Source organism: Rhodoferax saidenbachensis, from assembly GCF_001955715.1.
Taxonomy (GTDB): Bacteria; Pseudomonadota; Gammaproteobacteria; order Burkholderiales; family Burkholderiaceae_C; genus Allorhodoferax; species Allorhodoferax saidenbachensis.
Genome location: NZ_CP019239.1, coordinates 2,781,619 through 2,805,377 on the forward strand (window position 1 = coordinate 2,781,619; position 23,759 = coordinate 2,805,377).

Below are 23,759 nucleotides of genomic sequence, written 5' to 3' on the forward strand. Positions count from 1 at the left end.
GCCGCTCTACTCTGCCCCGCCTTGCGTCAGCGCCTGCTGCATGCCGGGCACGTAGTCGGTGCTGATCCACTGGGCTATCACTTCGGGGATCAAGCTCTCGGGGTGGCCCGCTTCCTCACTCACACGCGCCACTTCTTCGGCGCCAGTGAGCGTGCCCACAAACATCTGAAACACCGCCTGCAAGCCGCCCTGCGCCAGTGCGGCGTCGCCCAAGGCTTTGAGCGCCTCCCAGGCTTGGGTTTCTGAAGTGGCGGTGGTAGAGAGGTAAGGCGTGGTGGACATGGGAAAACGAAAAGAAATGGCGATGAGGCAAGTCTAAACGGGGTGCCTGCCGCAGGTTGCCGTACGTCAACCCGGCTGGGGCAAGGGAATGCTTTTACCTCGGTGGGCACCGGGAGTTTATGCATGAAATAGGCCCCTAGCCCTTATGAAATATGCGCAAGCAGCTTCTATTTTGATAGCACTTTGGCACTTCTGCACCGGCCCACCATAACCCTTGCACTCACCAAGGTTTATCACATGCAACTAATAATGTTGCATGAAACAGAACAGCCAACTCTCTGACGTCCTCCACGTGCTGCTGCACATGGCCGAGGGCGAAGGCCCCGCCACTTCCGAGGCGCTGGCCGCCGCCATGCAGACCAACCCCGTGGTGCTGCGCCGCCTGATGGGTGGCCTGCGCGACGCCGGATTTGTGGTGTCGGCCAAGGGCCATGGTGGCGGCTGGGTACTGTCGTGCGACATGGACCGCATCACCCTGGGCGACGTGTACCAGGCGCTGGGCGCGCCGCCGCTGGTGTCGCTGGGCTTCCGCGAAGACCAGCCCACCTGCTTGGTGGCCCAGGCCGTGAACGACGCCCTGGCCGGCGCCGCCCAAGAGGCCGAAGCCCTGCTGCTCAAACGTTTTGGCGCCGTCACCCTGGCCACGCTCTCCAACGACTTTCACCACCGCATGGCGCAGCACAAAGCGCTGGGCCATGCGGGCCACCACCATCTACAGGAACACACCCATGAAAACCATTGACTTTGCCGTCATCGGCGGCAGCTACGCCGGCCTCTCTGCCGCCCTGCAACTGGCCCGCGCGCGCCGCAACGTACTGGTGGTAGACGCCGGCCAGCGGCGCAACCGCTTTGTGGACGCAGCAGGCGAAACATCGCACGGCTTCCTGACGCAAGACGGCCGCCCGCCCGCCGAGATAGCCGCCGACGCCCGCGAGCAGCTCATGAACTACCCCAACGTGGAATGGATGCACGGCACCGCAGAAGACGCGCGTGTGGCAGCGGATGGGCGGCTGGAGTTCCGTGTGGGCACGGAGGCCATCAGCGCCCACCGGCTCATCCTGGCCACCGGCGTGCGCGACGAACTGCCACCCGTGCCCGGCCTGACCGAGCGCTGGGGCCGCAGCATCTTCCACTGCCCGTATTGCCACGGCTACGAGATGAACGCAGGCCGCATCGGCATCATCGCCGCGTCACCACTGGCGCTGCACCACGCCCTCATGCTGCCGGACTGGGGCAGCCCTACCCTGTTCCTGAACGATGCCTACACACCCAGCGAAGAAGACCTGGCCGCCATCGCCCGCCGCGGCACGCAGGTGGAGCCGGTGTTGATAAGCCGCATAGACGGCCACGCCGACGTGGTGCTGCAAGACGGCCGCACCATCACGCTGAATGGCCTGTTTACCCAGCCGCGCACGCTGATGAGCAGCCCTGTGGCTGAGCAACTGGGTTGCGCGCTGGAAGAAGGACCTATGGGCCTGTTCATCAAAGTGGACGAAGGCAAGGCCACCAGCGTGCCCAATGTGTTTGCGTGCGGGGATGCCGCGCGGGCTGCGGGGAATGTGACGCTAGCGGTCGCGGATGGAGCGATGGCTGGGTTTGGGGCGCATCGGGCTTCGATGGTTTGAGAACAGCTGTATTTCACAATTGGTCATTGCATCGACTACGGAGCACTGACACTTAGAAACCAAATAGTCGCTAGCCTCTGAGAAATAACCTCTGCGCGAGCAGGCTTCTATTTCTACAACAAATTGATTGCAAAGATCTTCGAGATGTACGTTGTAGCGGTGGCTTCGAGTTAGGTGCTGACTGTCGTTTCAAGCACATGAAAGCTGCCATTGCTATAGTGCAATTATTAGAGTGGTCGAGGCAACCAGTTCGATTAATTAGTTAACTGCAATGCATGCGAGCGTTAACGGAAATTTTTAAAAGTGCGAATAAGCAAACCAATTTCGAGAGAAATGGATGCCAAGGTTGATCCTCCGTCGCCAAATTAAAGTACAGGATTTGCGGCACAAATTACGTTACGCGCCTTTGGGGAGATTTCATGGACTTTCTACAATTAGAAGAAAAATTATCAAGCTATGGCACCGGCGGCTATTACTTGGTTGAATCCTTCTTGATAAAGCTTCTGCAAGCCGAAGCACAAGCCAAAAAACAAGATTTTGTTCACAGCTCAGGTAGCAACATTGCAACGTTTGACGCTTTCGCCCCCAATGGATTCGGAGACATTCATGGCCCAGTTTCCATTGAAATTGTTAGGGCTTTAAGTACGAACAGAGTCATCAAAGAAGCTAATAGATTCTCAAGTGCAACCAAAGAAGCAAGCACATCATTGCTCCTGATTTCACTAACAAAATATAGTCACAATTTAGTTCCGTTTATTAAGAAAAATTTTCCGGCTGCTGCAAGCGTTTATCTATGGGGCCCGAGCGAAATTCAATCCTTAATCGACCGACATCCGACGACGGCATCAAACTTAGCTGAAAACTTGTTTTCGAATCGCTTTCGAGTTGCACTCGAAAGTAATGCAGAAGATTGGAAAACGCAGAGAGAAGGTGTAATAAATGCCGTTCGAGATCAATATAAGTCCGGTCGCTTTTCCATGTTCCTCGGCGCTGGTGTGTCGAGCAGTGCAGGACTGCCCGACTGGGACACGCTTCTGAATTCTTTATTTGTTTCAATGCTCACAGAGGACGTCGCAGGCACAAAGAACACTGATTCCGAACAGATATCAAGCATTGTCAAGCGGCTTAGACAAATCGACGGCCCATCTGCCTTAATGCTGGCAAGATACATACGCAAAGGCATCACCACAGACTCACCAACGGAGCAGGGCAAATTCATTGCCGCAGTGACGACCCAACTCTACGGCCTCCGTAATAAAAAATATTCAATCAGCTCTCAATTAATAAAAGCAATCGCAAACCTGTGCGCACCAAGTCGTACAGGGGCAAAAATGCGAGCCGTATTGACATACAACTTTGACGATTTGCTTGAACGCGAAGTAAAAAGTCGAGGTCTGTCTTATCGGAGCATATTTGAAGAATTAGATCTACCTTCTCCCGAAGAGTTGCCGATTTATCATGTTCACGGCTTCCTTCCGGAAGACCGATCAGAGTATGAAAACATCAATAAGGCGACACTCGTTTTTTCAGAGGAAGGCTACCACCAGATATACAGAGAGTCCTATCACTGGTCTAACCTAATTCAATTAAACAGCCTCAAAGAAACATCTTGCCTGATGGTTGGTCTTTCGTTAACTGATCCAAATCTACGCAGGCTACTTGAGATATCGGCCAAATCAATAGATAAGCCGAAGCACTTCGCATTTATGAAGCGAATAACATATGAGAGCTTTTCAATGGATGGAGAAAAGTCTGTCGTACGTGCACCAACTACAACAGTTCGGCGTTTTCTAGATAGACATCACAAACTTAACGAAGAGGTCTTAAGAGAGTTGGGAGTAAATATTATTTGGTATGAAAACTATGACGAAATCCCAACTATTCTTCAGCAAATCGGGAAAGGTGTCTAACTAACTACTCCATGCCGGTGCGAGCAATGGCAATGTCCAGTGGCACCTAACACGCTTCGTACTCCGGCGCCAGTTGACACAGCGCCATCGACTTACCGGTAGCACGCGATGCGTTCGCGGTCAAAGATAGTGATGTTGTCGACTGGCCTGTAATGAGACTTATAGAAAAAAGTTTCCAACGCCCGTAGGGAGGGCTTAATAAACCTCGCTCTTATAGCGAACGCCAATCAGTAAATCAGCAACTTTGGTGCAGCGGAAGTGACAACAACCGCTAATCGCATAGCCTCTCCATCACAGCTCCGCCAACAGATTCACCCATCACTTCGGCACCCACCAAAGCATTTCCAAGATTCGCCCCCCAGACTTCTCTCATCACCACAAGAGAAGTCCCCACGGCGATCACCTGCTTCATCCGCTACGAAATCGACCCGTTCCAGAAAGACCAGTTCACCGCCTACGCCAACAACTGGGCCCGCATCATTCCGCGCCTGGGTGGACATTTGCTGGGCTACTTTGTGCCGCACGAAGACAGCAACTACGAGGCGTTGCGGACTCATCTCTTTCTCCAGCCTGGCGGAGTAAAGGGCCTACTGCCAGCGGGCAGTGCGCATGCTGAGCAAACGCCACTAGGACGCAAACACCTGGCGGGCCTGCGGCCTTCGGTCAACGCGCAGTAGCCTCAGCAGGCGTTTCGCTGGGATTTATGAGCCAAATTGGCCTCTAGCCCCCGTGGAATATGCGCAAGCAGCTTCTGTTTTGATAGCAAAACAAGCCTCCCCCACGATCCACACCCACCCATTGGCAAGGCGGCCCCACAGTTTGCGTGTGACGCTGGCGGTGGCGATGGGCCGCCGTTTTCTGTGCCCATAGTGTTGTCGGTAACAATAGAAGTTACCCAACCAACCGACCTGCATGCAAGCACCGCTTCTTCTTCTCGTAGCCCTGCCTTTCATCGGTAGCCTGATCGCATCCGTACTGCCGTCCAACGCGCGCAATGCGGAGTCCACACTCGCTGGGCTCATCGCGCTGGCATGTGCTGTACAGGCCGCACTGTATTTCCCTGAAATAGCCGCCGGCCACGTCATCCGCCAGCAGATCGAATGGCTGCCTTCACTGGGCATGAACTTCACGCTGCGCATGGACGGCTTTGCGTGGATGTTCTCGATGCTGGTGCTCGGCATTGGTGCGCTGGTGGTGCTGTATGCGCGCTACTACATGTCGCCGGCCGATCCGGTGCCGCGTTTCTTCTCGTTTCTGCTCGCCTTCATGGGTGCGATGAGCGGTGTGGTGTTGTCGGGCAACCTGATACAGATCGCGCTGTTCTGGGAGCTGACCAGCCTGTTCTCGTTCCTGCTCATCGGCTACTGGCACCACCGGCGGGACGCGCGGCGCGGCGCGCGCATGGCGCTCACAGTCACTGGCGCGGGCGGCCTGTGCCTGCTGGCCGGCATGCTGGTGCTGGGCCACATCGTGGGTAGCACCGACCTGGACGTGGTGCTGGCCGCTGGCGAACAGGTCCGCGCCCATGCGCTGTACCCGGTGGTGCTGGTGCTGGTGCTGTTGGGCGCTTTCACCAAGAGTGCGCAGTTCCCCTTCCACTTCTGGCTGCCACACGCGATGGCCGCGCCCACGCCGGTTTCCGCCTACCTGCATTCGGCAACGATGGTGAAAGCAGGTGTATTTCTGCTGGCGCGCCTGTGGCCCGTGCTTGCGGGCAGCGAGGAGTGGTTCTGGATCGTCACACTCACGGGCCTGGCCACGCTGCTGATCGGCGGTTTCTCGGCGATTTTCCAGAACGACCTGAAAGGCGTTCTGGCCTATTCGACCATCTCGCACCTGGGCCTGATCACCACGCTGCTGGGGCTCAATAGTCCGCTGGCAGCGGTGGCGGCGGTGTTTCACATCATCAACCACGCCACTTTCAAGGCATCGCTGTTCATGGCGGTGGGCATCGTCGACCATGAAACCGGCACGCGCGATATCCAGCGCCTGTCCGGCCTGTGGCGCTATATGCCGATCACCGCCACGTTGACCATGGTGGCGGGCGCGGCGATGGCCGGCGTGCCGCTGCTCAACGGCTTCATCTCCAAGGAGATGTTTTTCTCCGAGGCCGTATTCGTGACCTCTGCCCCCTGGTTTGACCACCTGCTGCCCGTGGCCGCGGTGGTGGCCGGGGCTTTCAGCGTGGCCTATTCACTGCGCTTCACCGTGGAAGTGTTCTTTGGCCCCGACACCTGCAATGCCCTGCCGCGCCAGCCACACGAGCCGCCGCATTGGATGCGGGTGCCGATCGAGTTGCTGGTGCTGGCCTGCCTGGTGGTGGGTACGCTGCCGCAATGGTCGGTGGGCCAGGTGCTGGCGGTGGCCGCCACACCGGTGGTGGGCGGCACGCTGCCGCCCTTTGACCTGGCCGTGTGGCACGGCTTCAACACGCCGCTGGTGATGAGCCTGGTAGCCATGACCTTGGGTATCGCGTTGTATGCGCTGCTGCGCCGGCCGATGGCCGCTGGGCAATTTGTGCGGCCGCCGCTGCTGGGCCGCTTCAGCGGCAACACCGCTTTTCGCCGTGTGCTGGCGCAGTTGACGGCGGCCAGCCGCGTGCTGCTGCGCGTGCTGAGCACCCACCGACTGCAGCCGCAGGTGCTGCTGATGATGGTGGTGACGCTGGCGGCCGCGCTGGCATCGCTGTGGCTCACGCTGCGCGCACCGACAGTGTGGACAGGTACGCGCCCCATACTCACCTTCTCACCGATGTTTGCACTGCTGTGGGTTGTCGGCATCGTGGCCGCCGTCAGCGCCACCTGGCAGGCCAAGTACCACCGCCTCACCGCGCTGGCGCTGATGAGCGTGGCGGGCCTGTGCACCGTCATTACCTTCGCCTGGTTCTCGGCGCCGGACCTGGCGCTCACCCAGCTCTCGGTGGAGGCGGTGACCACGGTGCTCTTTGTGCTGGGCCTGCGCTGGCTGCCCAAGCGTATTGAGCAGCAGGACTATGAACCCACCTTGCTGGCGCGTGTGAAAGCCCGGGCACGCCGCTCACGCGATCTGCTGGTGGCGCTGGGCGCCGGTATTGGTATGGCGACGCTGTCGTACGCGGTGATGACACGCAACTTCCCGCAAAGCATTTCGCCGTTTTTCCTGGAGCGCGCCGTACCCGAGGGGGGCGGCACCAATGTTGTCAACGTGATGCTGGTCGACTTCCGTGGCTTTGACACGCTGGGTGAGATCACCGTGCTGGGCGTGGTGGCGCTCACGGTGTACGCGCTGCTGCGCCGCTTCCGGCCCGCGCGTGAAAGCGTGATGCTGCCGCCGCAACAGCGGGCGGTGCCAGCCGACCTGGACACCGATCTCGTCAATGCGCAGACAGACACCGACACCGCACGCGGTTACCTGCTGGTGCCTGCCGTGCTGATGCGCCTGCTGCTGCCCGTGGCAGCGGTGATCGCGGTCTACCTGTTCATGCGCGGCCACAACCTGCCCGGCGGCGGCTTCGTGGCGGGTCTGGTGCTGTCCACCGCGTTCATCGTGCAGTACATCGTCTCGGGTACGCAATGGGTCGAGGCGCACATGCCTCTGGCGCCGCCACGCTGGATCGCCTTCGGCCTGCTGACGGCCTCAGGCACGGGGCTGGGCTCCTTCTTCTTCGGTTACCCCTTCCTGACAACACACATGGCGCATTTCACGCTGCCTTTGCTGGGCGAAATACACGTGGCCAGCGCCCTGTTTTATGACATCGGCGTATTCACACTGGTGGTGGGTGCCACACTGCTGATCCTCACAGCGCTGGGCCACCAGGCCGTACGCGGCCGTCGCCAGCCGGGCCGTGTGCTGGCCACTCAAGCGTCGGGGGTCTGATGGAAATCATGCTCGCCATCGCCATCGGCGCCCTCACCACCTGCGGTGTCTGGCTACTGCTGCGCCCCCGGACCTACCAGGTCATCATGGGTCTGTCGCTGCTCAGTTACGGCGTCAACCTGTTCATCTTCAGCATGGGCCGCCTGGCGGTGGACCTGGAGCCCGTGCTGGTGCCCGGCCAGCCGGTCACGCTGCAGTTCAACGCCGACCCCATGCCGCAGGCCCTGGTGCTGACGGCCATCGTCATCGGCTTCGCGATGACGGCGCTGTTCCTGGTGCTGCTGCTGGCGCAGCGTGGCTTCTTCGGCAACGACCATGTGGACGGCCAAGGGGACGCCGAATGATTCAGCATCTGTTGGTCATACCGGTACTGCTGCCGCTGCTTGCTGCCTGCCTGCTGCTGTTGGTCGGGGACCGCAGGCACCGCAGCCAGGCCACCTTGGGCGGGCTGGCTTTGCTGGCCAACCTGGGCGTCGCGCTGCTGCTCTTGGCGCAGGCCATGGGCGGCACCGGCCCCAGCGCCTATGGTGTGTACCTGCCCTCCAACTGGGAGGCGCCGTTCGGCATCGTGCTGGTGCTCGACCGCCTGTCGGCCATGATGCTGGTGGTCGCTGCGGTGGTGGCGCTGATGGCGCAGCTGTTTTCTCTGGCGCGCTGGGACAAGGCCGGCGCGCATTTCCACGTGCTGTTGCAGATACAGGTGATGGGTGTCAACGGTGCATTTCTCACCGGCGACCTGTTCAATCTGTTCGTGTTCTTCGAGGTGATGCTGGCCGCATCGTACGGTTTGCTGCTGCACGGCTCGGGGCCGTCGCGTGTGAAGGCGGGGCTGCACTACGTCACCATCAATCTGGTGGCCTCATCGCTGTTCCTGGTGGGTGCGTCGATGATTTACGGCGTCACCGGCACACTCAACTTTGCCGACCTGGCGGCAAAAATCCCGCTGCTGGCCGCACAGGATCGGCCGCTGTTGCACGCCGCCTGCGCGGTACTGGCCGTCGCCTTTTTGGCCAAGGCCGCGATGTGGCCGCTGAATGCCTGGCTCGTGCCCGCCTATTCCAGCGCCAGCGCGCCTGCGGGCGCGGTGTTTGCCTTGCTTACCAAGGTGGGCGTCTACGTGCTGCTGCGGCTATCGACGTTATGGTTCTCGCCGCAGGCAGGCGACTCGGCAGGCTTCGGCAGTGCCTGGCTGCTGTGGGGCGGCATGGGCACATTGGCCTTTGGCGCACTCGGCATGCTGGCTTCGCAGCGGCCGGCGCGCCTGGCGGGTTTTGCGGTCATTGTCTCGTCAGGTACGCTGCTGGCCGTGGTCGGGCTGGCGCGGCCCGAGGTCACCGCGGGCGCGCTGTACTACCTGCCGACCTCCACGTTTGCGGTGTCGGCCTTCTTCCTGATCGCCGAATTGATGGAACGCTCACGCCTGAGCGAGACCCGCTCCAGACTCGCACCGGAGGACGAAGAAGACCATTTGCCCTTTGCCCTGGCCGAGCAGGAACTGAACGAAGACACCAACCTGGACGACCAGCAAGAGGCGCTGATCGGCCGCCCCATACCAGCCGCCACAGCGCTGTTGGGCCTGGCTTTCATCGCCTGCACCCTGTTGGTGGCAGGCCTGCCACCGCTGTCCGGTTTTGTCGGCAAGGTGCTAATGCTGTCGGCCCTGCTGAAAGACACCGGCACCGTGGCCTGGACGTTGCTCACGCTGGTGGTGCTGTCGGGGCTGTTTGCGCTGGTGGCCCTGTCGCGGGTGGGCATGCGCTTCTTCTGGGCGCCCGTGAACCGCGCCGCGCCGGTACTGCGCGTGGCGGAATTCCTGCCGATTGCTTTGCTGGTACTGCTGTGCGGCATCTACACGGTGCGCGCCGAGACTGTCATGGCTTACACCCGTTCCACCGTACAGGCCCTGTACACACCGGCGGGCTACGTGCAGGCGGTAATGGGTGCGCGCCCGTTGCCCACCGCTACCAACGCCGACCGCCTGGGCCTGCCGCCGCCCCAGGCAGCGGCCCCATGACACGATGAAACCGACCATGCTGCGCAAACTCTTCCCTGCTCCTCTGCTGTCTCTGGCACTGGTCGCCCTTTGGATGGTGCTGAACCGCGACTATGGCCTGGGCCAATGGCTGCTGGCACTGCTGCTGGGCGTGGCCGTGCCCATCCTGACGCAACCGCTGCGGCCCACGCCAGTGCGCTTTCGCAAACCCTGGACCGCGTTCAAACTGTTTTGGCGCGTGGGCGGTGACGTTATCGTCTGGAACTGGCGTGTGCTGCTTGGCACGCTGGCACGCACACCACCGCGCGGTGCCTTCGTCACCGTGCCGCTGGACCTGCGCGACCCGAATGGCCTGGCCGTGTTGGCAGCCATCCTGTGCGTGATACCGGGCACCATCTGGAGCGAGCTGGCGCTGGACCGCAGCGCGCTGCTGGTGCACATCTTTGACCTGCACGACGAACACGCAGCGCAGGCCGAGATCGACCTGATCAAAACACGCTACGAAAAACCACTGATGGAGATATTCGAATGAGCACCCTACTGTTCGCCGCCATCGTCTTCACGCTTGCGTGTTACGTGCTGTCCATGGCACTGGCTCTGGTGCGCATGGTGCGTGGCCCTTCCGCACAGGACCGCGTGCTGGCCATGGACCTGATCTGGACCATAGGCATGCTGTTGCTGCTGGTACTGGCCATTCGTTACCGCAATTCGGCCTACTTCGAGGCGGCCTTGCTCATCGCCATTTTTGGCTTCGTCAGCAGCGCGTCGATGGCCAAGTTCTTGTTGCGCGGCGAGGTGATCGAATGAACGAAGCCCTCTCGCTGTGGATTGAGATACCGGTAGCGCTGCTGCTGGTGCTCAGCGGCATCTTTACGCTGTCATCGGCGGTGGGGCTGGTGCGCTTTCATAGCTTCTTCCAGCGCATGCACCCGCCCGCGTTGGCGTTCAGCTTTGCCTCGTGGTGCGTGACGCTGGCGTCCATCCTGTACTTCTCGGCGCTGGATCACAAGCTGTCGCTGCATGCCTGGCTCATCATCATTTTTCTCTCGCTCACCGTACCGGTGACGACCATCCTGCTGGCGCGCACCGAACTCTTTCGCAAACGCACCGGAGGCCATGGAGACGAGGTACCTTTGCCAGTGGGCCAGGTCGCAGCAGCTTCACCCCAGACGACAAGCTCAGCCTCCCACATCCAAAGCTGAGGGGGCTGCGGGACGGCCGTATGCGCGTGCAGCCGCCCTGTCGATCAGGCAAAAGTATCTAGCTGGCTGCCTGGGTTTGCGGTCTGGCGTTCTGTCGTGCGGCGTTGCGCGCTGACGGCCTCGGCCTTGCGGGACTGCACTTCCTGCTGCGCCTGTTGGCGTGCACGCTGGATGGCACTGATCTGTGCCTGCACCATCTGGATCTGGGCTTGCAGCAGTTTGACCTTCTCCTTTTTGGCCTTGGCGTCCATGTCTGACGTGGCCACGCTCTTGAGCTCTTATACCAAAGACATCAGCTGCTTTTGCAGCTTGGCAATATCGCTGGCACCAGCACTGGAGGGCACATTGCCGGTCGATGAAGAGGGGGAGACTTGCATACCCCTTTTATCGACCTTTTGAGGAGGAAATGAAGACCCGCCTCGCTTCCATCGCTCCCACTTGCAGCTTCACAGTGTCTTCCGCTGGCGCGCTGGCCCAGGACTGGATACCGAGACCGATTTCACCAGCCACGCGGGGGATCGCACGGCTGAAGAGGCGGCCGGCAGCGTTATTCACATCGCCACCCATCACGAAGCGGATGTGACTGGCGGCTTCTTCCATGAGGACGGCACACACCTGCCTTGGTAAATCCAGGAATTACTCCACGGGTAATTTTTATAGAAATTGGCCTCTAGCCCCGGCTCGCTCAAAAGTGAAGTGCAACACACCGATTGAAACTTCAATAAGGTGTGTCCATGAAACTGAACCAAGAGTACAAACAGCTCGATTACAAAGAGCGCCAGACCATTGCTGTATGCCTTGAGCTCGGATTGAGTATCCGGGCGGTAGCCCGAGTACTGGGTCGTGCCCCCTCCACGGTGAGTCGTGAGATCAACCGAAACAGCGGTGCTGGTGCCTATAGTTGCCGATTCGCACAACAGCGCTTTGTGCGCAGGCGTCGCCACAGCAGACCGCCCCCGAAGCTGGTGGCGGGCAATGCCCTCTTCGCCTCTGTGCACGCCTTATTGCAACTGCGTTGGTCACCCCAGCAAATTGCCTCTCGCCTAGCTACACTGCATCCGCATGAGGCGCACCAACGCGTCTCTCACGAAACCATCTACAACGTCATCTACGCCCAACCCCGGGGTGAGCTGCGCCGCGAGCTCATTGCCTGTTTGCGTCTGGCCCGCACCAAGCGCTGGCCCCGTTCACGTGGCGAAGACCGCCGCGGTCAGATCGCTGATCTCTTGAGCATCCATGTACGTCCCCCGCAGGTTGAGGATCGACTGTTCCCTGGTCACTGGGAAGGTGACTTGATCAAAGGAGCAGGCAACCTCAGTGCTGTGGGCACCCTGGTAGAGCGCAGCACCCGGCTCCTGATGTTGGTAAAGCTGCCGCATCCCAACCCAGCCACTGCAGCCCACGTGCTGCAAGCGTTTACGGACAAGCTCAACGGTATTGCCAAGCCTATGCGCCAAACACTGACTTATGACCGGGGGCGTGAGATGGCTCACCATGCGCAATTGACAGCCAACACCGGGGTTGCCGTGTATTTCTGTGATCCGCACAGTCCTTGGCAGCGTGGCACCAATGAGAACACCAACGGTTTGGTACGACAGTTCCTGCCAAAGGGGACAGACCTGTCGGGTTACAGCCAGGAGCAACTCGACGGGATTGCTGACTTGATGAATGGACGGCCTCGCAAGACGCTGGGCTGGTTGACTCCGCTGGAGGTGTACGGCCAGTGGCTGGCCAAGCTTGAGCACTCTCCTGACTCCATCCAATAAACTCAGCTTGTGTTGCACTTGGATTTGACTCCGCCCCCCATGGAATATGCGCGAGCAGCTTCTGTTTTGATAGCAATTAACCAGTACCAGGGCTTCTGCACCAGCACCCGCAGGTGTTCGCGTGCGGCCGCCCTGGCGATCAGGCAAACGTATCGAGCTGGCTGCCTGGGCTTGCGGTCTGCCGTTCTGTCGCGCGGCGTTGCGCGCTGGCGGCCTCGGCCTTGCGGGACTGCACTTCCTGCTGCGCCTGTTGGCGTGCGCGCTGAATGGCACTGATCTGGGCCTGCACCATCTGGATCTGGGCCTGCAGCAGTTTGACCTTCTCCTTTTTGGCCTTGGCGTCCATGTCGGACGTGGCCACGCTCTTGAGCTCATCCACCAAGGACATCAGCTGCTTTTGCAACTTGGCAATATCGCTGGCTGCAGTACTGGAGACCGCACTGCCGGTCGATGAAGAGAGGGAGACTTGCATACCCTCTCTATCGGCCTTTTGAGGATGAAATGAAGGACAGCCGCGCTTGCGCCGTCAGTTCCTCCCGGAGCTTGGCCTAGCGCCGCGACCACATGGCGGGCAACCCACAGGCTTTCTTCAAGCTCCTGATCTGGCTGCGATGGGTGCATGCGCTTCCATCACCTCCACAACCCAGTTGATAAAGACGCGCAACTTCACGCTCACATGGCGGTTGGGGTGGAACGCCAGGTACATGGGCATGGGGTCCAACGCCCAGTCTTGGAACAAGGGCACGAGTTCACCACGCGCCAGGTGGGGCTTGGCCATGTAGTGGGGCAGCCAGAGCACGCCCACACCGGCCAAGCCAGCGGCGAGGTAGGCGTTGCCATCGTCCACGGCCAGAGCGTGTTTGCCTTTGACTTCGATACGCGCATCGCCCTGACGCAAGGTGCTGGGCAAAAGCTTGCCGGTGCGCGACGACAAAAAGCCAACGATGCGGTGCGGCTCTGCCTCCAAATCCAAAGGGTGTGACGGGCTGGCAACCCTCTGCAGATAACTGGGTGCCGCATACACGCCAAGTTGCAGGTCGCCCACATGGCGCGCGATGAGCGATGGCTGGGTGACCTCACCACCGCGTATTACGCAGTCCACGTTGTCACCAATGAGGTCGACCAGGCGGTCACTCACACCCATCTCAATCTGAAGGTCTGGATAACGGGCGTGGAACTCCGGGAATGCGGGGACCAATAGCATGCGCGCCAGCGGGCTCGGTACATCCACACGCAGCCGCCCTCGGGGCGAGGCGGTGGCGCTGGACAGGCTGGTCTCGGCATCGTCCAGATCCACCAGCACGCGCACCGCCCGCTCGTAATAGGCAGCGCCATCGGCGGTGACACGGACCTGTCGCGTGGTGCGGTTGAGCAGCTTGACGCGCAGCCGCGCCTCCAGTTGCTGCACCAGCTGGGTCACTGTGGTTTTGCTCATGTGCAGGGTCTGCGCAGCCTTGGTAAAGCTGCCCGTCTCCACCACGCGCACAAAGGCTTGCATTGCATCAAAACGGTCCATATCGGCCTTACCTTACCCCGTTGATTGTTTGGGAATTGCAAACAGTGATTGTGCGGCTTGCTGGTTTATCCCGCAGGCATGGCGCCCTAAATTCAGGGCAAGCCAATTGGCTTTTCCCTACACATCCACCATCCTTCGAGGTATTCCATGTCAGTCCGCAATGTTGTTTTTCCCGCCGGTCGCCAGGCGCTGTATGAACAGAACCGCTACTCGCCCGCCATCCAATCGAATGGCTTCTTGTTTGTCTCCGGCCAGGTGGGCAGCAGGCCCGATGGTTCGCCCGAGCCGGATGTGGCCCAGCAGGTGCGCCTGGCGTTTGAGAACCTCAATGCCATCCTGGCGGCTGCGGGTTGCACCTTTGACGACGTCATTGACGTCACGGTGTTTATTGTGGACCCGGAGAAACATCTGGAGACCATCTGGCCGGTGATCCATGCGTTTTGGGGCCCTGCCCCGCACCCCACGCTCACGGGCATTGGCGTGACCTGGCTCTACGGCTTTCAGTTCGAAATCAAGGTCATCGCCAAGCTGCCAGAGGCTTAACAAGGAAAATTTGAACGAAATGGACCTCTAGCCCCCGTGGAATATGCGCAAGCAGCTTCTGTTTTGATAGCAATCAGGCCTGCGACAAAGCCACCGCATCCGCCCCCGCCGGTATGCGCATGGGGGCGGCAGGGTCCGTCACTGCACGCCAAACGGCTTCGACCACGTCTTGCGTGTGAGTGACAGGTGCGGCGGTGTCTCCCAGGGCTGCGAACACGCTTTGTGTGAAGGCGGCATACGCCTCGTGCGTGCTGCCTGCCATGCGCGGGCGGGCGTTGGCGCCAAAGCTGGTGCTGGGCGCGCGCCCCGGCAACACCAGCCTGGCGCGCACATTGAAAGGCGCCAACTCCAGTGCCAGGGATTCGGTGAACGCGTTGACCGCCGCTTTGCTGCTGGTGTAGACCGACAGCAGGGGCAGTGACTTGAGCGTGACGCTGGAGGTGACGTTGACCACCACGCCCGCACGCCGTTGCCGGAACTGAGGCAGCACGGCCTGCGTCATCGCGATGGTGCCGAAGGTGTTGGTCTCGAAGATCTCACGTACGCTGGACAGCGCAACGCCTTCCAGTGGCGCCAGCAAGCCCACACCGGCGTTATTGACCAGGGCGTCGATGGGCCCGGCCTCCTCCACACAACGACGGATGCTGTCGGCATCGGTCACATCCAGGGCCAGCAGGCGCAACCGCTCGGAGGATGGCAACAGGCCCTCGCGCGGGGTGCGCATGGTGGCCACCACCCGCCAGCCTTTGTCGAGGAAGAAACGCGCCGTCTCCAGGCCAAAGCCCGACGAACAACCGGTAATGAGAACAGTGGAAATGGCAGACATCTAAAAACTCCTTGGTTAAGAGCTGCGTACGATACGGGCCAGAAACCGGACTGACTATGCTTAAATGTCCGTTTCTTTGTTGAGATGATCCAATATGGTTGATCCCCTCGCAGAAGTCGTGTCCTTGCTGCAGCCAGGTGCGCCGTTCTCCAAAGTGGTGGCGGCCTCGGCACCCTGGGCGGTGCGCCGCACCGAGATGGGCCGGCCGTTTTACTTCGTGGTGCTGGAAGGCAGTTGCCACCTGACGGTGGACGGGCCGAAACACAGCGACACCATCACCCTGAACGCGGGCGACTTCGCGCTCATCCCGGCGGCGCGCAGTTTTGCAACCTCCAGCGTGGACCGGCTGCCACCCCGCGCGGACGAAGCGGTGGACACGCCCATCGCAGCCATGCCAGGCGGTGCACGCGTCGGCGACCCCGAGGGCGCGGTAGACGTTCGCATGTTGGTGGGCAACTGCGTGCTGGGCTCACCAGACGCTGCCTTGCTGGTGCCCCTGCTGCCGCAGTGGGTGCACGTGCGCAGCGAGCCGCGCTTGTCCACTCTGGTGCAACTGCTGGGCGACGAGACCCGCACCGACCGGCCCGCGCGCGACATCGTGATGGCCCGCCTGCTGGAGGTACTGCTGATAGAAGCCTTCCGGTCCAGCGCCAGCACGGCTGCATCACCGGGTCTGGTGCGGGGCCTGTCGGACCCCAAACTGGCGCTGGCCCTGCGCAGCATGCATGCGCAGCCCGCGGCGCCCTGGAACATGGCACAACTGGCACGCGAAGCCGCCATGTCGCGCTCCGCATTCTTTGACCGCTTCAGCCGCACGGTGGGCGTCACGCCCATGGACTACCTGCAGACCTGGCGCATGGCGCTGGCCCAACAACTGCTGCGGCAACGCGAACTCGCCATCGCAGAGATTGCAGAGCGCGTGGGCTACAGCTCCGTCAGCGCCTTCGGCGTCGCCTTCACCCGCCATGTGGGGGTCCCACCGGGGCGCTATGCAAAAGGTGAGATGGATGAACGTCGCGCTGAGGTTTATGAGCCAAATTAGCCTCTAGCCCTCGTGGGATATGCGTAAGCAGCTTCTGTTTTTATAGCAAACCGGACTATCCACTTCAGCCCTGCCGTCTGGCAGGCTCGTGCTGGTGGAGGAATTTGGTGAGCAGATCGCGCGGGGGTGTGACGCTGATGCCTTTGAGCACCTGGCCCACATTGCCGCGATGGTAAGCACCGTGGGTGAGCACGTGGAAGAGCATTTCCTCTCGCGTCATGCGGCCGGCATCGCCATCGGTGAATTGGAACGTCAGGCTGTCTGCCAGCGCGGCTTCGTTCAGGTCGGCCAGGTAGGACTCAAACCACAAATCAGTCTCAGCGGCGGCAAAGTGCAACTCGCCCAGCTCGGGTGTTTCTTCCGTGTTGCTTTGGGTGTAGCCATGCGGTTCGCCAGCCAAGTGCGCGCGAAAGATGCGGTCCACCACGTGGATGTGGTTGAGCGTGCGGATGGCGGTGTGCAGTGGCTCGGCGTGTTGGGCCGGGTCTACCGTGGCCATGCAGTCGTACAGCTCGGCATGGGCCCAGGTCTTTTGGGCGAACAGGGTTTTCAGCATCGCGAGGGACATGGCAAGCTCCGAAGTGGTGGTGGCACTGCGAGTGCCTCGATGTTATCGCCGCTCAGGTTGGCGCCACACTGCCCTTGCTGACACTCTCGCCGTCTTCCGGCCGCAGCGTCCAGAACGCGGCGGATGACACCACGGTCAACACCGCCAACGCGATGAAGGCGTGGTGCAGCGACGCCGTTACGGCCAACTGGTCTGACTGCGACAAGCCTTGCAGAAAGTACCCCGTGATCAGCGAGCCAAAGGCCAACCCGAAGCTCATGGACATTTGCTGCAAGGTACTGGCCAGGGTGCTAGCCATGGCGGTGTCTTCGGGATTGATGTCGGCATAGGCCATGGTGTTCATGCTGGAGAACTGCAGCGAGTTGAACAGGCCCAGTGCCAGGCCCAAGGCCACAATGGCCACCACAGGCGTGCCCGCATCCACCAGCGCATAACAGGCAATGGCGCAGGCCACCAGCAGCGTGTTGACGATGAGCACGCGCCGATAGCCAAAGCGCCGCAGCATGGGCCCTGACAGCGCCTTCATGGCCATGGCGCCCATGGCGGCCGGCATCATCAGCAGGCCCGACTGCCAGACCGGCATGCCCAGACCCAACTGGTACAGCAGCGGCAGCAAAAACGGCATGCCGCCCACACCCAGCCGCGTGACAAAACCGCCCAGCACACCCACTCGGAAAGTGCGCGTGGAAAACAGCGACAGGCGCAGCAGCGGGTACGGCACGCGTTGGGCATGCCAGCCATACGCGGCCAGCAGGCCCAGGGACACGGCCACCAGCGTGGCCACCATTTCATTGGACAGGCTGATTTCGCCAAATACCTCCAGCAGCCACGACAACAAACCGGCGCCGCTGGCAAACAAAATCAGGCCGCGCACATCCAGCGGGCGCGGCGTGTCGTTCTGGTAGTTGGGCATGTGTTTGCTGGCAAACCACAGCGCGGCCAGGCCCACGGGCACGTTCACAAAAAAGATCTCGCGCCACGACGCCCAGTGCACGATCAGCCCGCCCACCGTGGGGCCCAGCAGCGGCCCCAAGAGCGCGGGGATGATGACGAAGTTCATGGCCCGCAGCAGCTCGCCCTTGGAGAAGGTGCGCACGATAACCATGCGGCCCACCGGCATCATCATGGCGGCCGCAATGCCCTGCGGCACGCGCGCGGCAATCAGCATGGTGGAGTTGACCGCCAGGCCGCACAACACCGACGACACCGTGAACAGGGCCACCGCAAACATGAAGACGCGCCGGCTGCCATAGCGCTCGGCCAGCCAGCCGCTGACGGGAATGCTGACCGCCAGGGCCAGGATGTAGCTGGTCACCACCGCCTTTAGGCTCAGTGGCGTGACGCCCAGGCTGGCCGCCATGGACGGGATGCCAGTGTTGACGATGGTGGAGTCCAACTGCTCCATGAACAGCGCCGTGGCGACCACCCAGGGCAGATATCGTTTGGTCGTGGATTCGCTGGTGGCCATGGCAAATGGTAGCGCGGGGTTGTTAACCTTGTGTTGCGTTGCGGTATCGCGCGGCCGTGCAGCAGCCTATGCGCCAGAAAGTCTGCGGATAATCAGCGCATGGACCTGTCAACCCTGCCCCAGTACATCACCGGCCCGGCCGCATGGGTCGGCCCGGCCATGGCAGCGGACGAACGCAATTGGCTGTACCAACTGTCCGGCGCCGAGATTGCAGATCTGGAAAACGCGGCGCGGCATTACTTGTCATTGGGCCGCGACGTGGGCGAGGTCACCGCTGCGAACTTCCCCCTCTCCTCCTTCGCCGGCCACCTGAAAGCACTGCAGCAAAAGTTGCTGCATGGCAACGGCATCGAAGTGCTGCGCGGCTTGCCCGTGGCGAACTACAGCCAGGAATTTGCCGCCACGGTGTTCTGCGGCATAGGCGCACACATCGGCAGTGCACGCTCGCAGAACGCGGCGGGCCACATCCTCGGGCATGTGCGCGACCTGGGCGCCTCGTCCCAAGACCCCAACACCCGGATTTACCAGACGGCCGAACGCCAGACCTTTCACACCGACAGCGCGGACGTGGTGGGCCTGTTGTGCATCCGCGAGGCGAAGGAAGGCGGACGCTCATTGCTGGTGAGCGCAGAGACCATCTACAACCGCATGCGCGCGCTGCGCCCTGACCTGTTGGAGAAACTGTTCGACCCCATCGCCACGGACCGCCGGGGCGAAGTGCCCGAAGGCGCCCAACCGTGGATGGAGATACCGCCGCTGAGCTGGCATGCAGGCCGCCTGACCGTGTTTTACCAGCGCCAGTACATCGACAGTGCGCAACGCTTCGAAGGCGCCATGTGCCTGACACCGGCGCACCTGGAGGCGCTGGACATGTTTGACGCATTGGCCAATGACCCCGCGCTGCATTTCGGCATGCAGTTGCAGCCCGGTGACATGCAGTTCGTCTACAACCATTCGCAACTGCATGACCGCACCGGTTTTGTCGATTGGTCCGAACCGGGCAAGAAGCGGCACCTGCTGCGGCTGTGGTTGTCCGTTGGGGGCGACCGGCCGTTGCCGGAGTGTTTCAAAGAGCGTTATGGTTCCATCGAGATCGGCAAACGCGGCGGCATTGTTACCAAGGAAACGCGGCTGCACGCGCCGCTGGATTAAATCGGAAGAGCTAAATATGAATCTCCCAACCCATGAACTGACCATGACGGTACTGATGACACCCGACATGGCCAATTTTTCCGGCAATGTCCACGGTGGCACGGTGCTGAAGTTTCTGGACCAGGTGGCCTACGCGTGTGCCAGCCGCTACGCCGGCCGCTACGTGGTGACACTGTCTGTGGACCAGGTGGTGTTCCGCGAGCCCATTTACGTGGGAGAGCTGGTCACTTTTCTGGCGTCGGTCAATCACACGGGGACCTCATCCATGGAGGTCGGCATCAAGGTCGTGGCCGAGAACATCCGCACGCAAGTCCTTCGCCACGCCAACAGTTGCTTCTTCACGATGGTGGCGGTGGGCGACGACCGCAAACCAGTTGCGGTGCCGCGCCTGGAGCCAGACTCACCCGAGCAAAAGCGGCGTCACGCCGCGGCCGTGATGCGCAAGGAACTGCGGCAGGAGTTTGCGGAACGTTTCGAGAACCTCAAGACACCTCCCGCCAGTACCGCCTGACTATTTCGAAATAGGCCAGGCACCATTCCACGCAAACACGGAGTTCGGCGTGTTGTTGTGCACAGGCCGAGTCTGCGGCTTGGCGGCCACCTTTTTCTTGATGTACTTTCTTTCGATGGACTTGAAGCCTTTGGCCTTCTGCTCCAGTGCCAGGCTGCGCAAGCTGATGGATTTCATGTGCTCCATCAACGCGGTGTGCAGGTTATTCCAGAGGTCTTCGGTGAAATCGAAACTCGGCCCGCGGTCTGCAGGGGTCTCTGCTGCCGGGCTGTCATCCTCGATGGCGGCAATGATGTCCGCCACGGAAATGCGGTCTCCCCGCACCCCCAGGGAATAACCGCCGCCGGGGCCGCGCGTGCTTTCAACGATACCGGCCTGGCGCAGCTTGGCAAAGACCTGCTCCAGGTAGGAAAGAGAGATGTGGTACTGCAGTGCCAGGTCGACCAAAGGCACGGGAAGGCGATCTTCCCGAAGAGCCAGGTCAATCAGCGCAGTGATGGCAAATCTGCCGCGGGTGCTCAATCGCATTGGGTACTCCTGACGGAAGTGAAATGGGTTTGCATGGACGGGGTCCTGTCTTGATTTGAAACGTTTGCATTCCATGGGAAAGGGAGCGTGCGCCGAATGCGGCTTGCTCCTGCACTCAAGTGAGCGTTCCAGGGAATGGAAAAATGGGGATGGAAGCGACGGCACCGCGTGCCGTCAAGCGACATCAAGCGATGTATCTCGGGGGCCGCAAGGGGCCTTCCAGCGTGGGCGAAAGCCACAAGGATGCGGGTGTGTCAGGAAGACGCAGGGCGTTCGAGTCCAGCGGGTTCGGCCATGCAGAGGCCAGCAAGCCCATGCCACCCGAGCCGACGTCGGCGTGGAAATGCTGCAGGTTGGTTTCGTCCGCATCCATGTGCAGCAACTGGTCTGCGGGATGGTGGTGCTGCAGGTGGCTGGCGTCTTGCACGTGCAGGGTCACGTGCTCAAACTCGGCGGCGCGCAGGCTGATGTTGAATCCCTCAAGCGCACCCAATGACTGCCAGAGAAGGGCAGCCAAGAGGATCAGCGCGCGCAGACGACTTGTCATGCGAACAATTTTAGCCGCATGCAATTTGAAGGCCGCTCAATGGTCCTTGTTGGTGATGATGCGGTCGTTCTTGCGCGGCTTGCCAGCGCGCCCAGCTTTGGACCAGTCGTAGTCCTGTCCGTCGGGCGTCTTGCCATCAACAATGGTGTCCACGCCCTGCTTGCCCACGTGCTGAGTGTTTTCGCTGGCCATGGTGACAAAGCTGTAACCGGCGTCGCGTTTGTCCTTGGTGATCTGCAGGGCACGCACGATCTCTGCGGCCTCTTCACCGTGGGCCTGGTTGTTTTCATCGGTCCAGTAAATCTTGAACATGCTTGTGTTTTCCTGTTGCCTCTCCGTGCGCGGCGCACCGCCCCCACCCCACCGTGCCGATCATCCTATCAGCAGGCCGTGGTGTGACGACATCCTGCCAATTGCGCCGAAAAAATACGCCAGTCTTTGCGATCAAACGTGGGGCCATTTTCCATAATGCAGACAGCGGGCATGGTGCCACGCCGCCTGCACAACACACACAGCACACGCCATGCTCACGCCCATCCAAACCGCAAACGCAACCACTCCCCGACAAAACTTCTTCGGAACGCCATTGACAGGCGTGGAAGATGCGAACGCCACGCCCGCACAGGGCGCTACCCGGGTCTCTATATCTGACGAAGCCCTGCGACTCGCAACCGATAACAACCGGGAGCAGTTCCGCCTGACGGGCCCTGTCATCCAGGGCAATTTGAAGTCTGCGTACCAGATGCCCGATGCGCTGGTGCAGGAAATGGCGACGCGGGAGAAAGAAGAGAAGCTGCGCGAAGACATCAATTCCCGCTACGCCTATGAACACCAGTACAAACCCGTGGGACAAGTGCTGGTGGATGGCAAGCTGGTCGCAGAAGTGGACGAAGGCGGCGGTTATGGGCTGGCCCATCACATTGGCGGGCTGAGCCAAAACGACATGGACCCGAAGGCGCGTGTGCAAGAGATAGCACGTGCCCTGCAAGGCAAGGGCAAAGTAGAAGTCAAGTACTCCGACTTCGGCCCCGGCTTTGGCGGCTGGAGCGGCCCGTCTGCCCCAGAGTCGATGTTGCCGAAATTCACCGCACGCAGCCGCGCAGACATCATGGAGGAAGTCATGGACACCATGGACCGCCTGCAAGCAAAGTCAGCACCAGCACCCGCCGCTACGGCGTCTTAAGCACCGGCATACCCGTAGAGCCACGGCACATCCAGCAGCCGTGCGCCCAGTAGCCTGAGCGATACATCCCGCGCCAGGGACATCGGCGCTTTCATGTGAAAGATGTCGCCGTTGCGCTGCGCACGCGCCTGCACGCGGGCGTTGCGTTGCCAGCGGGTCTGGGCGTAGTGCTGCAGCGCGGCGCCGCTGTCTTGCGGCTGCGCTGCCAGCGATGCGGCCAGTTGGTGTGCGTCTTCCATCGCCATGCCCGCGCCCTGCGCCAGGTAGGGGCGCATGGGGTGGGCGGCGTCGCCCAGCAGCGCGATGCGGCCCTGTACATGTTCGGCCGCACTGCGCATGGGCACGCGGTCGCACAGCGCCCACAGGCGCCAGTTGTCTACGGTGTGGATCAAATCCAGCAGCGGCCCGCCGGCGTTGGCCAGGAGCGCGCGCAGTTCGGCTGCATTCGCCGCATGGTCCCAGCTTTGCAGGTCGGCTGGGGCCGTGCCCTTGGCAATCACCACGAGATTGAGCCACTCACCACCACGCACCGGGTACTGCACCACGTGAAAGGCCGGCCCCAGCCAAGCCGTGACCACCTGGCTGCGCAGGCCCTGTGGCAGATCACTTTGGCGCACCAGCGCGCGAAACGCCAGGTGCCCCGTGGCACGCGGCGCCCCGTCTTGCCACACCTGGGCGCGCACGCGGCTCCACAGGCCGTCTGCGCCCACCAGCAATGGGGTCTGCCGGCGTGTCCCATCCACGGTGCTGAACCGAACGCCATGTGCATCCTGCACCACATCCTCCACCGCAGAAGCCAGTTGAATGTCCACCGTACCCGACTGGCGCACGGCGGCAAGCAGCAGGCCATGCAGGTCGGCACGGGCCACGGTGGCGTAGGCCACGCCATACCGCTGCACCATGGCCTGCCCCAGCGGCAACGTGCCTAACAACGTGGCACTGCGCGCATGGCGCACTTCCAGTCGCGTTGGGTAGGCCGCCACGGCCTTCAGGGCTGGGCCCAGCCCCCAGCCGTCCAGCAGGCGCACCGCATTGGGGCCGAGCTGGATGCCCGCACCGATTTCACCCAGCACCGGGCTTTGCTCCAGCACCTGCACGGCCCGCCCCTGGCGCGCACACGCCAGCGCACTGGCCAGCCCGCCAATGCCTGCACCCACAATCACCATTGCTTCATCCATGCCTGCATTGTCCACGCACCCGCAGGCCCTAGGGCCTGCTCACACTAATTTCCCGAGATGCGTT

The 23,759-nt window shown here is 61.3% G+C and carries 27 protein-coding genes and 1 pseudogene; 16 read left to right on the top strand and 12 right to left on the bottom strand.

Annotation, left to right across the window (positions count from 1 at the left end):
• Positions 1–6 precede the first annotated feature (6 nt).
• Positions 7–282, bottom strand: a complete 276-nt coding sequence (locus RS694_RS13255) for a hypothetical protein (protein WP_029707186.1) — start codon at positions 280–282, stop codon at positions 7–9.
• Between the two features lie 256 nt (positions 283–538).
• Between RS694_RS13255 and RS694_RS13260 the strand changes: the two genes are divergently transcribed.
• From RS694_RS13260 to RS694_RS13305, 10 genes and pseudogenes are all read left to right on the top strand, one after another.
• Positions 539–1,024, top strand: coding sequence for an Rrf2 family transcriptional regulator (locus RS694_RS13260; protein WP_029707185.1), 486 nt, complete (start codon positions 539–541; stop codon positions 1,022–1,024).
• Positions 1,011–1,907, top strand: a complete 897-nt coding sequence (locus RS694_RS13265; RefSeq protein WP_029707184.1) for an NAD(P)/FAD-dependent oxidoreductase — start codon at positions 1,011–1,013, stop codon at positions 1,905–1,907. Before RS694_RS13260 ends, RS694_RS13265 begins: the two co-directional genes overlap by 14 nt.
• 419 nt (positions 1,908–2,326) lie before the next feature.
• The gene (locus RS694_RS13270) at positions 2,327–3,817 is read left to right on the top strand and encodes an SIR2 family protein (RefSeq protein ID WP_076069684.1); all 1,491 of its coding nucleotides are present in this window, start codon (positions 2,327–2,329) and stop codon (positions 3,815–3,817) included.
• A 398-nt stretch (positions 3,818–4,215) separates the two neighbouring features.
• Positions 4,216–4,393: pseudogene (locus tag RS694_RS13275) on the top strand (NIPSNAP family protein); the annotation flags it as partial.
• 336 nt (positions 4,394–4,729) lie between these two features.
• Positions 4,730–7,672: a monovalent cation/H+ antiporter subunit A gene (locus RS694_RS13280; protein WP_029707183.1), complete on the top strand. Its 2,943-nt coding sequence runs from the start codon at positions 4,730–4,732 to the stop codon at positions 7,670–7,672.
• Positions 7,672–8,016, top strand: a complete 345-nt coding sequence (locus RS694_RS13285) for a Na+/H+ antiporter subunit C (protein ID WP_029707182.1) — start codon at positions 7,672–7,674, stop codon at positions 8,014–8,016. The genes RS694_RS13280 and RS694_RS13285 overlap by 1 nt, the downstream gene beginning before the upstream one ends.
• Positions 8,013–9,686: a monovalent cation/H+ antiporter subunit D gene (locus RS694_RS13290; RefSeq protein ID WP_029707181.1), complete on the top strand. Its 1,674-nt coding sequence runs from the start codon at positions 8,013–8,015 to the stop codon at positions 9,684–9,686. Before RS694_RS13285 ends, RS694_RS13290 begins: the two co-directional genes overlap by 4 nt.
• A gap of 4 nt (positions 9,687–9,690) precedes the next feature.
• Positions 9,691–10,197 carry a Na+/H+ antiporter subunit E gene (locus tag RS694_RS13295; RefSeq protein ID WP_241463967.1) on the top strand — a complete coding sequence of 169 codons (507 nt, stop codon included), beginning with the start codon at positions 9,691–9,693 and terminating at the stop codon, positions 10,195–10,197.
• A complete protein-coding gene (locus tag RS694_RS13300) occupies positions 10,194–10,472 on the top strand; it encodes a K+/H+ antiporter subunit F (RefSeq protein WP_029707179.1) in 279 nt (92 codons plus the stop codon). Before RS694_RS13295 ends, RS694_RS13300 begins: the two co-directional genes overlap by 4 nt.
• Positions 10,469–10,867: a Na+/H+ antiporter subunit G gene (locus RS694_RS13305; protein ID WP_029707178.1), complete on the top strand. Its 399-nt coding sequence runs from the start codon at positions 10,469–10,471 to the stop codon at positions 10,865–10,867. Before RS694_RS13300 ends, RS694_RS13305 begins: the two co-directional genes overlap by 4 nt.
• 44 nt (positions 10,868–10,911) lie before the next feature.
• Here RS694_RS13305 and RS694_RS13310 read toward each other — a convergent pair whose 3' ends face one another.
• Both RS694_RS13310 and RS694_RS13315 read right to left on the bottom strand, forming a co-directional pair.
• On the bottom strand, positions 10,912–11,133 hold the full coding sequence (locus RS694_RS13310; RefSeq protein WP_152528803.1) for a FlxA-like family protein: 222 nt from the start codon (positions 11,131–11,133) through the stop codon (positions 10,912–10,914).
• A 118-nt stretch (positions 11,134–11,251) separates the two neighbouring features.
• Positions 11,252–11,467, bottom strand: coding sequence for a hypothetical protein (locus RS694_RS13315; protein ID WP_029707177.1), 216 nt, complete (start codon positions 11,465–11,467; stop codon positions 11,252–11,254).
• A gap of 134 nt (positions 11,468–11,601) precedes the next feature.
• Here RS694_RS13315 and RS694_RS13320 point away from each other — a divergent pair, with 134 nt between their 5' ends.
• Complete coding sequence (locus RS694_RS13320) at positions 11,602–12,633, top strand: IS30 family transposase (protein ID WP_029705989.1); 1,032 nt, start codon at positions 11,602–11,604, stop codon at positions 12,631–12,633.
• Positions 12,634–12,772: 139 nt separating this feature from the next.
• Here RS694_RS13320 and RS694_RS13325 read toward each other — a convergent pair whose 3' ends face one another.
• Together RS694_RS13325 and RS694_RS13330 are read right to left on the bottom strand one after the other, a co-directional pair.
• Positions 12,773–13,105 carry a FlxA-like family protein gene (locus RS694_RS13325; RefSeq protein WP_029708684.1) on the bottom strand — a complete coding sequence of 111 codons (333 nt, stop codon included), beginning with the start codon at positions 13,103–13,105 and terminating at the stop codon, positions 12,773–12,775.
• A gap of 117 nt (positions 13,106–13,222) precedes the next feature.
• Positions 13,223–14,149, bottom strand: coding sequence for a LysR family transcriptional regulator (locus tag RS694_RS13330; RefSeq protein WP_029708683.1), 927 nt, complete (start codon positions 14,147–14,149; stop codon positions 13,223–13,225).
• A gap of 147 nt (positions 14,150–14,296) precedes the next feature.
• Between RS694_RS13330 and RS694_RS13335 the strand changes: the two genes are divergently transcribed.
• Positions 14,297–14,692 carry a RidA family protein gene (locus tag RS694_RS13335; protein ID WP_029708682.1) on the top strand — a complete coding sequence of 132 codons (396 nt, stop codon included), beginning with the start codon at positions 14,297–14,299 and terminating at the stop codon, positions 14,690–14,692.
• A gap of 73 nt (positions 14,693–14,765) precedes the next feature.
• Here the strand turns inward: RS694_RS13335 and RS694_RS13340 are convergent, their stop codons facing one another.
• The gene (locus RS694_RS13340) at positions 14,766–15,518 is read right to left on the bottom strand and encodes an SDR family oxidoreductase (RefSeq protein WP_076069687.1); all 753 of its coding nucleotides are present in this window, start codon (positions 15,516–15,518) and stop codon (positions 14,766–14,768) included.
• A gap of 94 nt (positions 15,519–15,612) precedes the next feature.
• Between RS694_RS13340 and RS694_RS13345 the strand changes: the two genes are divergently transcribed.
• A complete protein-coding gene (locus RS694_RS13345) occupies positions 15,613–16,560 on the top strand; it encodes an AraC family transcriptional regulator (RefSeq protein ID WP_029708680.1) in 948 nt (315 codons plus the stop codon).
• Between the two features lie 64 nt (positions 16,561–16,624).
• Here the strand turns inward: RS694_RS13345 and RS694_RS13350 are convergent, their stop codons facing one another.
• Together RS694_RS13350 and RS694_RS13355 are read right to left on the bottom strand one after the other, a co-directional pair.
• Complete coding sequence (locus RS694_RS13350; RefSeq protein WP_029708679.1) at positions 16,625–17,128, bottom strand: DinB family protein; 504 nt, start codon at positions 17,126–17,128, stop codon at positions 16,625–16,627.
• Between the two features lie 52 nt (positions 17,129–17,180).
• Positions 17,181–18,596, bottom strand: coding sequence for a DHA2 family efflux MFS transporter permease subunit (locus RS694_RS13355; RefSeq protein WP_029708678.1), 1,416 nt, complete (start codon positions 18,594–18,596; stop codon positions 17,181–17,183).
• A 99-nt stretch (positions 18,597–18,695) separates the two neighbouring features.
• Between RS694_RS13355 and RS694_RS13360 the strand changes: the two genes are divergently transcribed.
• Entirely contained in the window at positions 18,696–19,748 is a 1,053-nt protein-coding gene (locus tag RS694_RS13360; RefSeq protein WP_029708677.1) for a TauD/TfdA family dioxygenase, read from the top strand.
• Between the two features lie 16 nt (positions 19,749–19,764).
• Positions 19,765–20,259 carry an acyl-CoA thioesterase gene (locus RS694_RS13365; protein WP_029708676.1) on the top strand — a complete coding sequence of 165 codons (495 nt, stop codon included), beginning with the start codon at positions 19,765–19,767 and terminating at the stop codon, positions 20,257–20,259.
• On the opposite strand, the gene RS694_RS13370 is transcribed toward RS694_RS13365, so the two are convergent.
• The 3 genes from RS694_RS13370 to RS694_RS13380 all read right to left on the bottom strand — a co-directional run bounded on the left by RS694_RS13370 (position 20,260) and on the right by RS694_RS13380 (position 21,646).
• A complete protein-coding gene (locus RS694_RS13370) occupies positions 20,260–20,787 on the bottom strand; it encodes an Rrf2 family transcriptional regulator (RefSeq protein ID WP_029708675.1) in 528 nt (175 codons plus the stop codon).
• Positions 20,788–20,971: 184 nt separating this feature from the next.
• Positions 20,972–21,334, bottom strand: a complete 363-nt coding sequence (locus RS694_RS13375) for a hypothetical protein (protein ID WP_029708674.1) — start codon at positions 21,332–21,334, stop codon at positions 20,972–20,974.
• A 36-nt stretch (positions 21,335–21,370) separates the two neighbouring features.
• The gene (locus RS694_RS13380; protein WP_051391992.1) at positions 21,371–21,646 is read right to left on the bottom strand and encodes a hypothetical protein; all 276 of its coding nucleotides are present in this window, start codon (positions 21,644–21,646) and stop codon (positions 21,371–21,373) included.
• 211 nt (positions 21,647–21,857) lie between these two features.
• Here RS694_RS13380 and RS694_RS13385 point away from each other — a divergent pair, with 211 nt between their 5' ends.
• Positions 21,858–22,517 (top strand): hypothetical protein, encoded by a 660-nt coding sequence (locus RS694_RS13385; protein ID WP_152528858.1) that lies wholly within the window; start codon positions 21,858–21,860, stop codon positions 22,515–22,517.
• Here the strand turns inward: RS694_RS13385 and RS694_RS13390 are convergent.
• Entirely contained in the window at positions 22,514–23,695 is a 1,182-nt protein-coding gene (locus RS694_RS13390; protein ID WP_029708671.1) for an FAD-dependent monooxygenase, read from the bottom strand. The genes RS694_RS13385 and RS694_RS13390 overlap by 4 nt on opposite strands.
• Positions 23,696–23,759: the final 64 nt, after the last annotated feature.

Excerpts from the sequence above, each read along its gene's own strand:
- RS694_RS13265 (WP_029707184.1), top strand. The coding sequence starts at position 1,011 with ATGAAAACCATTGACTTTGCCGTCATCGGCGGCAGCTACGCCGGCCTC.
- RS694_RS13390 (WP_029708671.1), bottom strand. The coding sequence starts at position 23,695 with ATGGATGAAGCAATGGTGATTGTGGGTGCAGGCATTGGCGGGCTGGCC.
- RS694_RS13325 (WP_029708684.1), bottom strand. The coding sequence starts at position 13,105 with ATGCAAGTCTCCCTCTCTTCATCGACCGGCAGTGCGGTCTCCAGTACT.
- RS694_RS13255 (WP_029707186.1), bottom strand. The coding sequence starts at position 282 with ATGTCCACCACGCCTTACCTCTCTACCACCGCCACTTCAGAAACCCAA.
- RS694_RS13320 (WP_029705989.1), top strand. The coding sequence starts at position 11,602 with ATGAAACTGAACCAAGAGTACAAACAGCTCGATTACAAAGAGCGCCAG.
- RS694_RS13375 (WP_029708674.1), bottom strand. The coding sequence starts at position 21,334 with ATGACAAGTCGTCTGCGCGCGCTGATCCTCTTGGCTGCCCTTCTCTGG.
- RS694_RS13335 (WP_029708682.1), top strand. The coding sequence starts at position 14,297 with ATGTCAGTCCGCAATGTTGTTTTTCCCGCCGGTCGCCAGGCGCTGTAT.
- RS694_RS13285 (WP_029707182.1), top strand. The coding sequence starts at position 7,672 with ATGGAAATCATGCTCGCCATCGCCATCGGCGCCCTCACCACCTGCGGT.
- RS694_RS13315 (WP_029707177.1), bottom strand. The coding sequence starts at position 11,467 with ATGGAAGAAGCCGCCAGTCACATCCGCTTCGTGATGGGTGGCGATGTG.
- RS694_RS13380 (WP_051391992.1), bottom strand. The coding sequence starts at position 21,646 with ATGTTCAAGATTTACTGGACCGATGAAAACAACCAGGCCCACGGTGAA.
- RS694_RS13280 (WP_029707183.1), top strand. The coding sequence starts at position 4,730 with ATGCAAGCACCGCTTCTTCTTCTCGTAGCCCTGCCTTTCATCGGTAGC.
- RS694_RS13295 (WP_241463967.1), top strand. The coding sequence starts at position 9,691 with ATGAAACCGACCATGCTGCGCAAACTCTTCCCTGCTCCTCTGCTGTCT.
- RS694_RS13290 (WP_029707181.1), top strand. The coding sequence starts at position 8,013 with ATGATTCAGCATCTGTTGGTCATACCGGTACTGCTGCCGCTGCTTGCT.
- RS694_RS13300 (WP_029707179.1), top strand. The coding sequence starts at position 10,194 with ATGAGCACCCTACTGTTCGCCGCCATCGTCTTCACGCTTGCGTGTTAC.
- RS694_RS13350 (WP_029708679.1), bottom strand. The coding sequence starts at position 17,128 with ATGTCCCTCGCGATGCTGAAAACCCTGTTCGCCCAAAAGACCTGGGCC.
- RS694_RS13345 (WP_029708680.1), top strand. The coding sequence starts at position 15,613 with ATGGTTGATCCCCTCGCAGAAGTCGTGTCCTTGCTGCAGCCAGGTGCG.
- RS694_RS13330 (WP_029708683.1), bottom strand. The coding sequence starts at position 14,149 with ATGGACCGTTTTGATGCAATGCAAGCCTTTGTGCGCGTGGTGGAGACG.
- RS694_RS13270 (WP_076069684.1), top strand. The coding sequence starts at position 2,327 with ATGGACTTTCTACAATTAGAAGAAAAATTATCAAGCTATGGCACCGGC.
- RS694_RS13305 (WP_029707178.1), top strand. The coding sequence starts at position 10,469 with ATGAACGAAGCCCTCTCGCTGTGGATTGAGATACCGGTAGCGCTGCTG.
- RS694_RS13385 (WP_152528858.1), top strand. The coding sequence starts at position 21,858 with ATGCTCACGCCCATCCAAACCGCAAACGCAACCACTCCCCGACAAAAC.
- RS694_RS13355 (WP_029708678.1), bottom strand. The coding sequence starts at position 18,596 with ATGGCCACCAGCGAATCCACGACCAAACGATATCTGCCCTGGGTGGTC.
- RS694_RS13340 (WP_076069687.1), bottom strand. The coding sequence starts at position 15,518 with ATGTCTGCCATTTCCACTGTTCTCATTACCGGTTGTTCGTCGGGCTTT.
- RS694_RS13365 (WP_029708676.1), top strand. The coding sequence starts at position 19,765 with ATGAATCTCCCAACCCATGAACTGACCATGACGGTACTGATGACACCC.
- RS694_RS13260 (WP_029707185.1), top strand. The coding sequence starts at position 539 with ATGAAACAGAACAGCCAACTCTCTGACGTCCTCCACGTGCTGCTGCAC.
- RS694_RS13370 (WP_029708675.1), bottom strand. The coding sequence starts at position 20,787 with ATGCGATTGAGCACCCGCGGCAGATTTGCCATCACTGCGCTGATTGAC.
- RS694_RS13360 (WP_029708677.1), top strand. The coding sequence starts at position 18,696 with ATGGACCTGTCAACCCTGCCCCAGTACATCACCGGCCCGGCCGCATGG.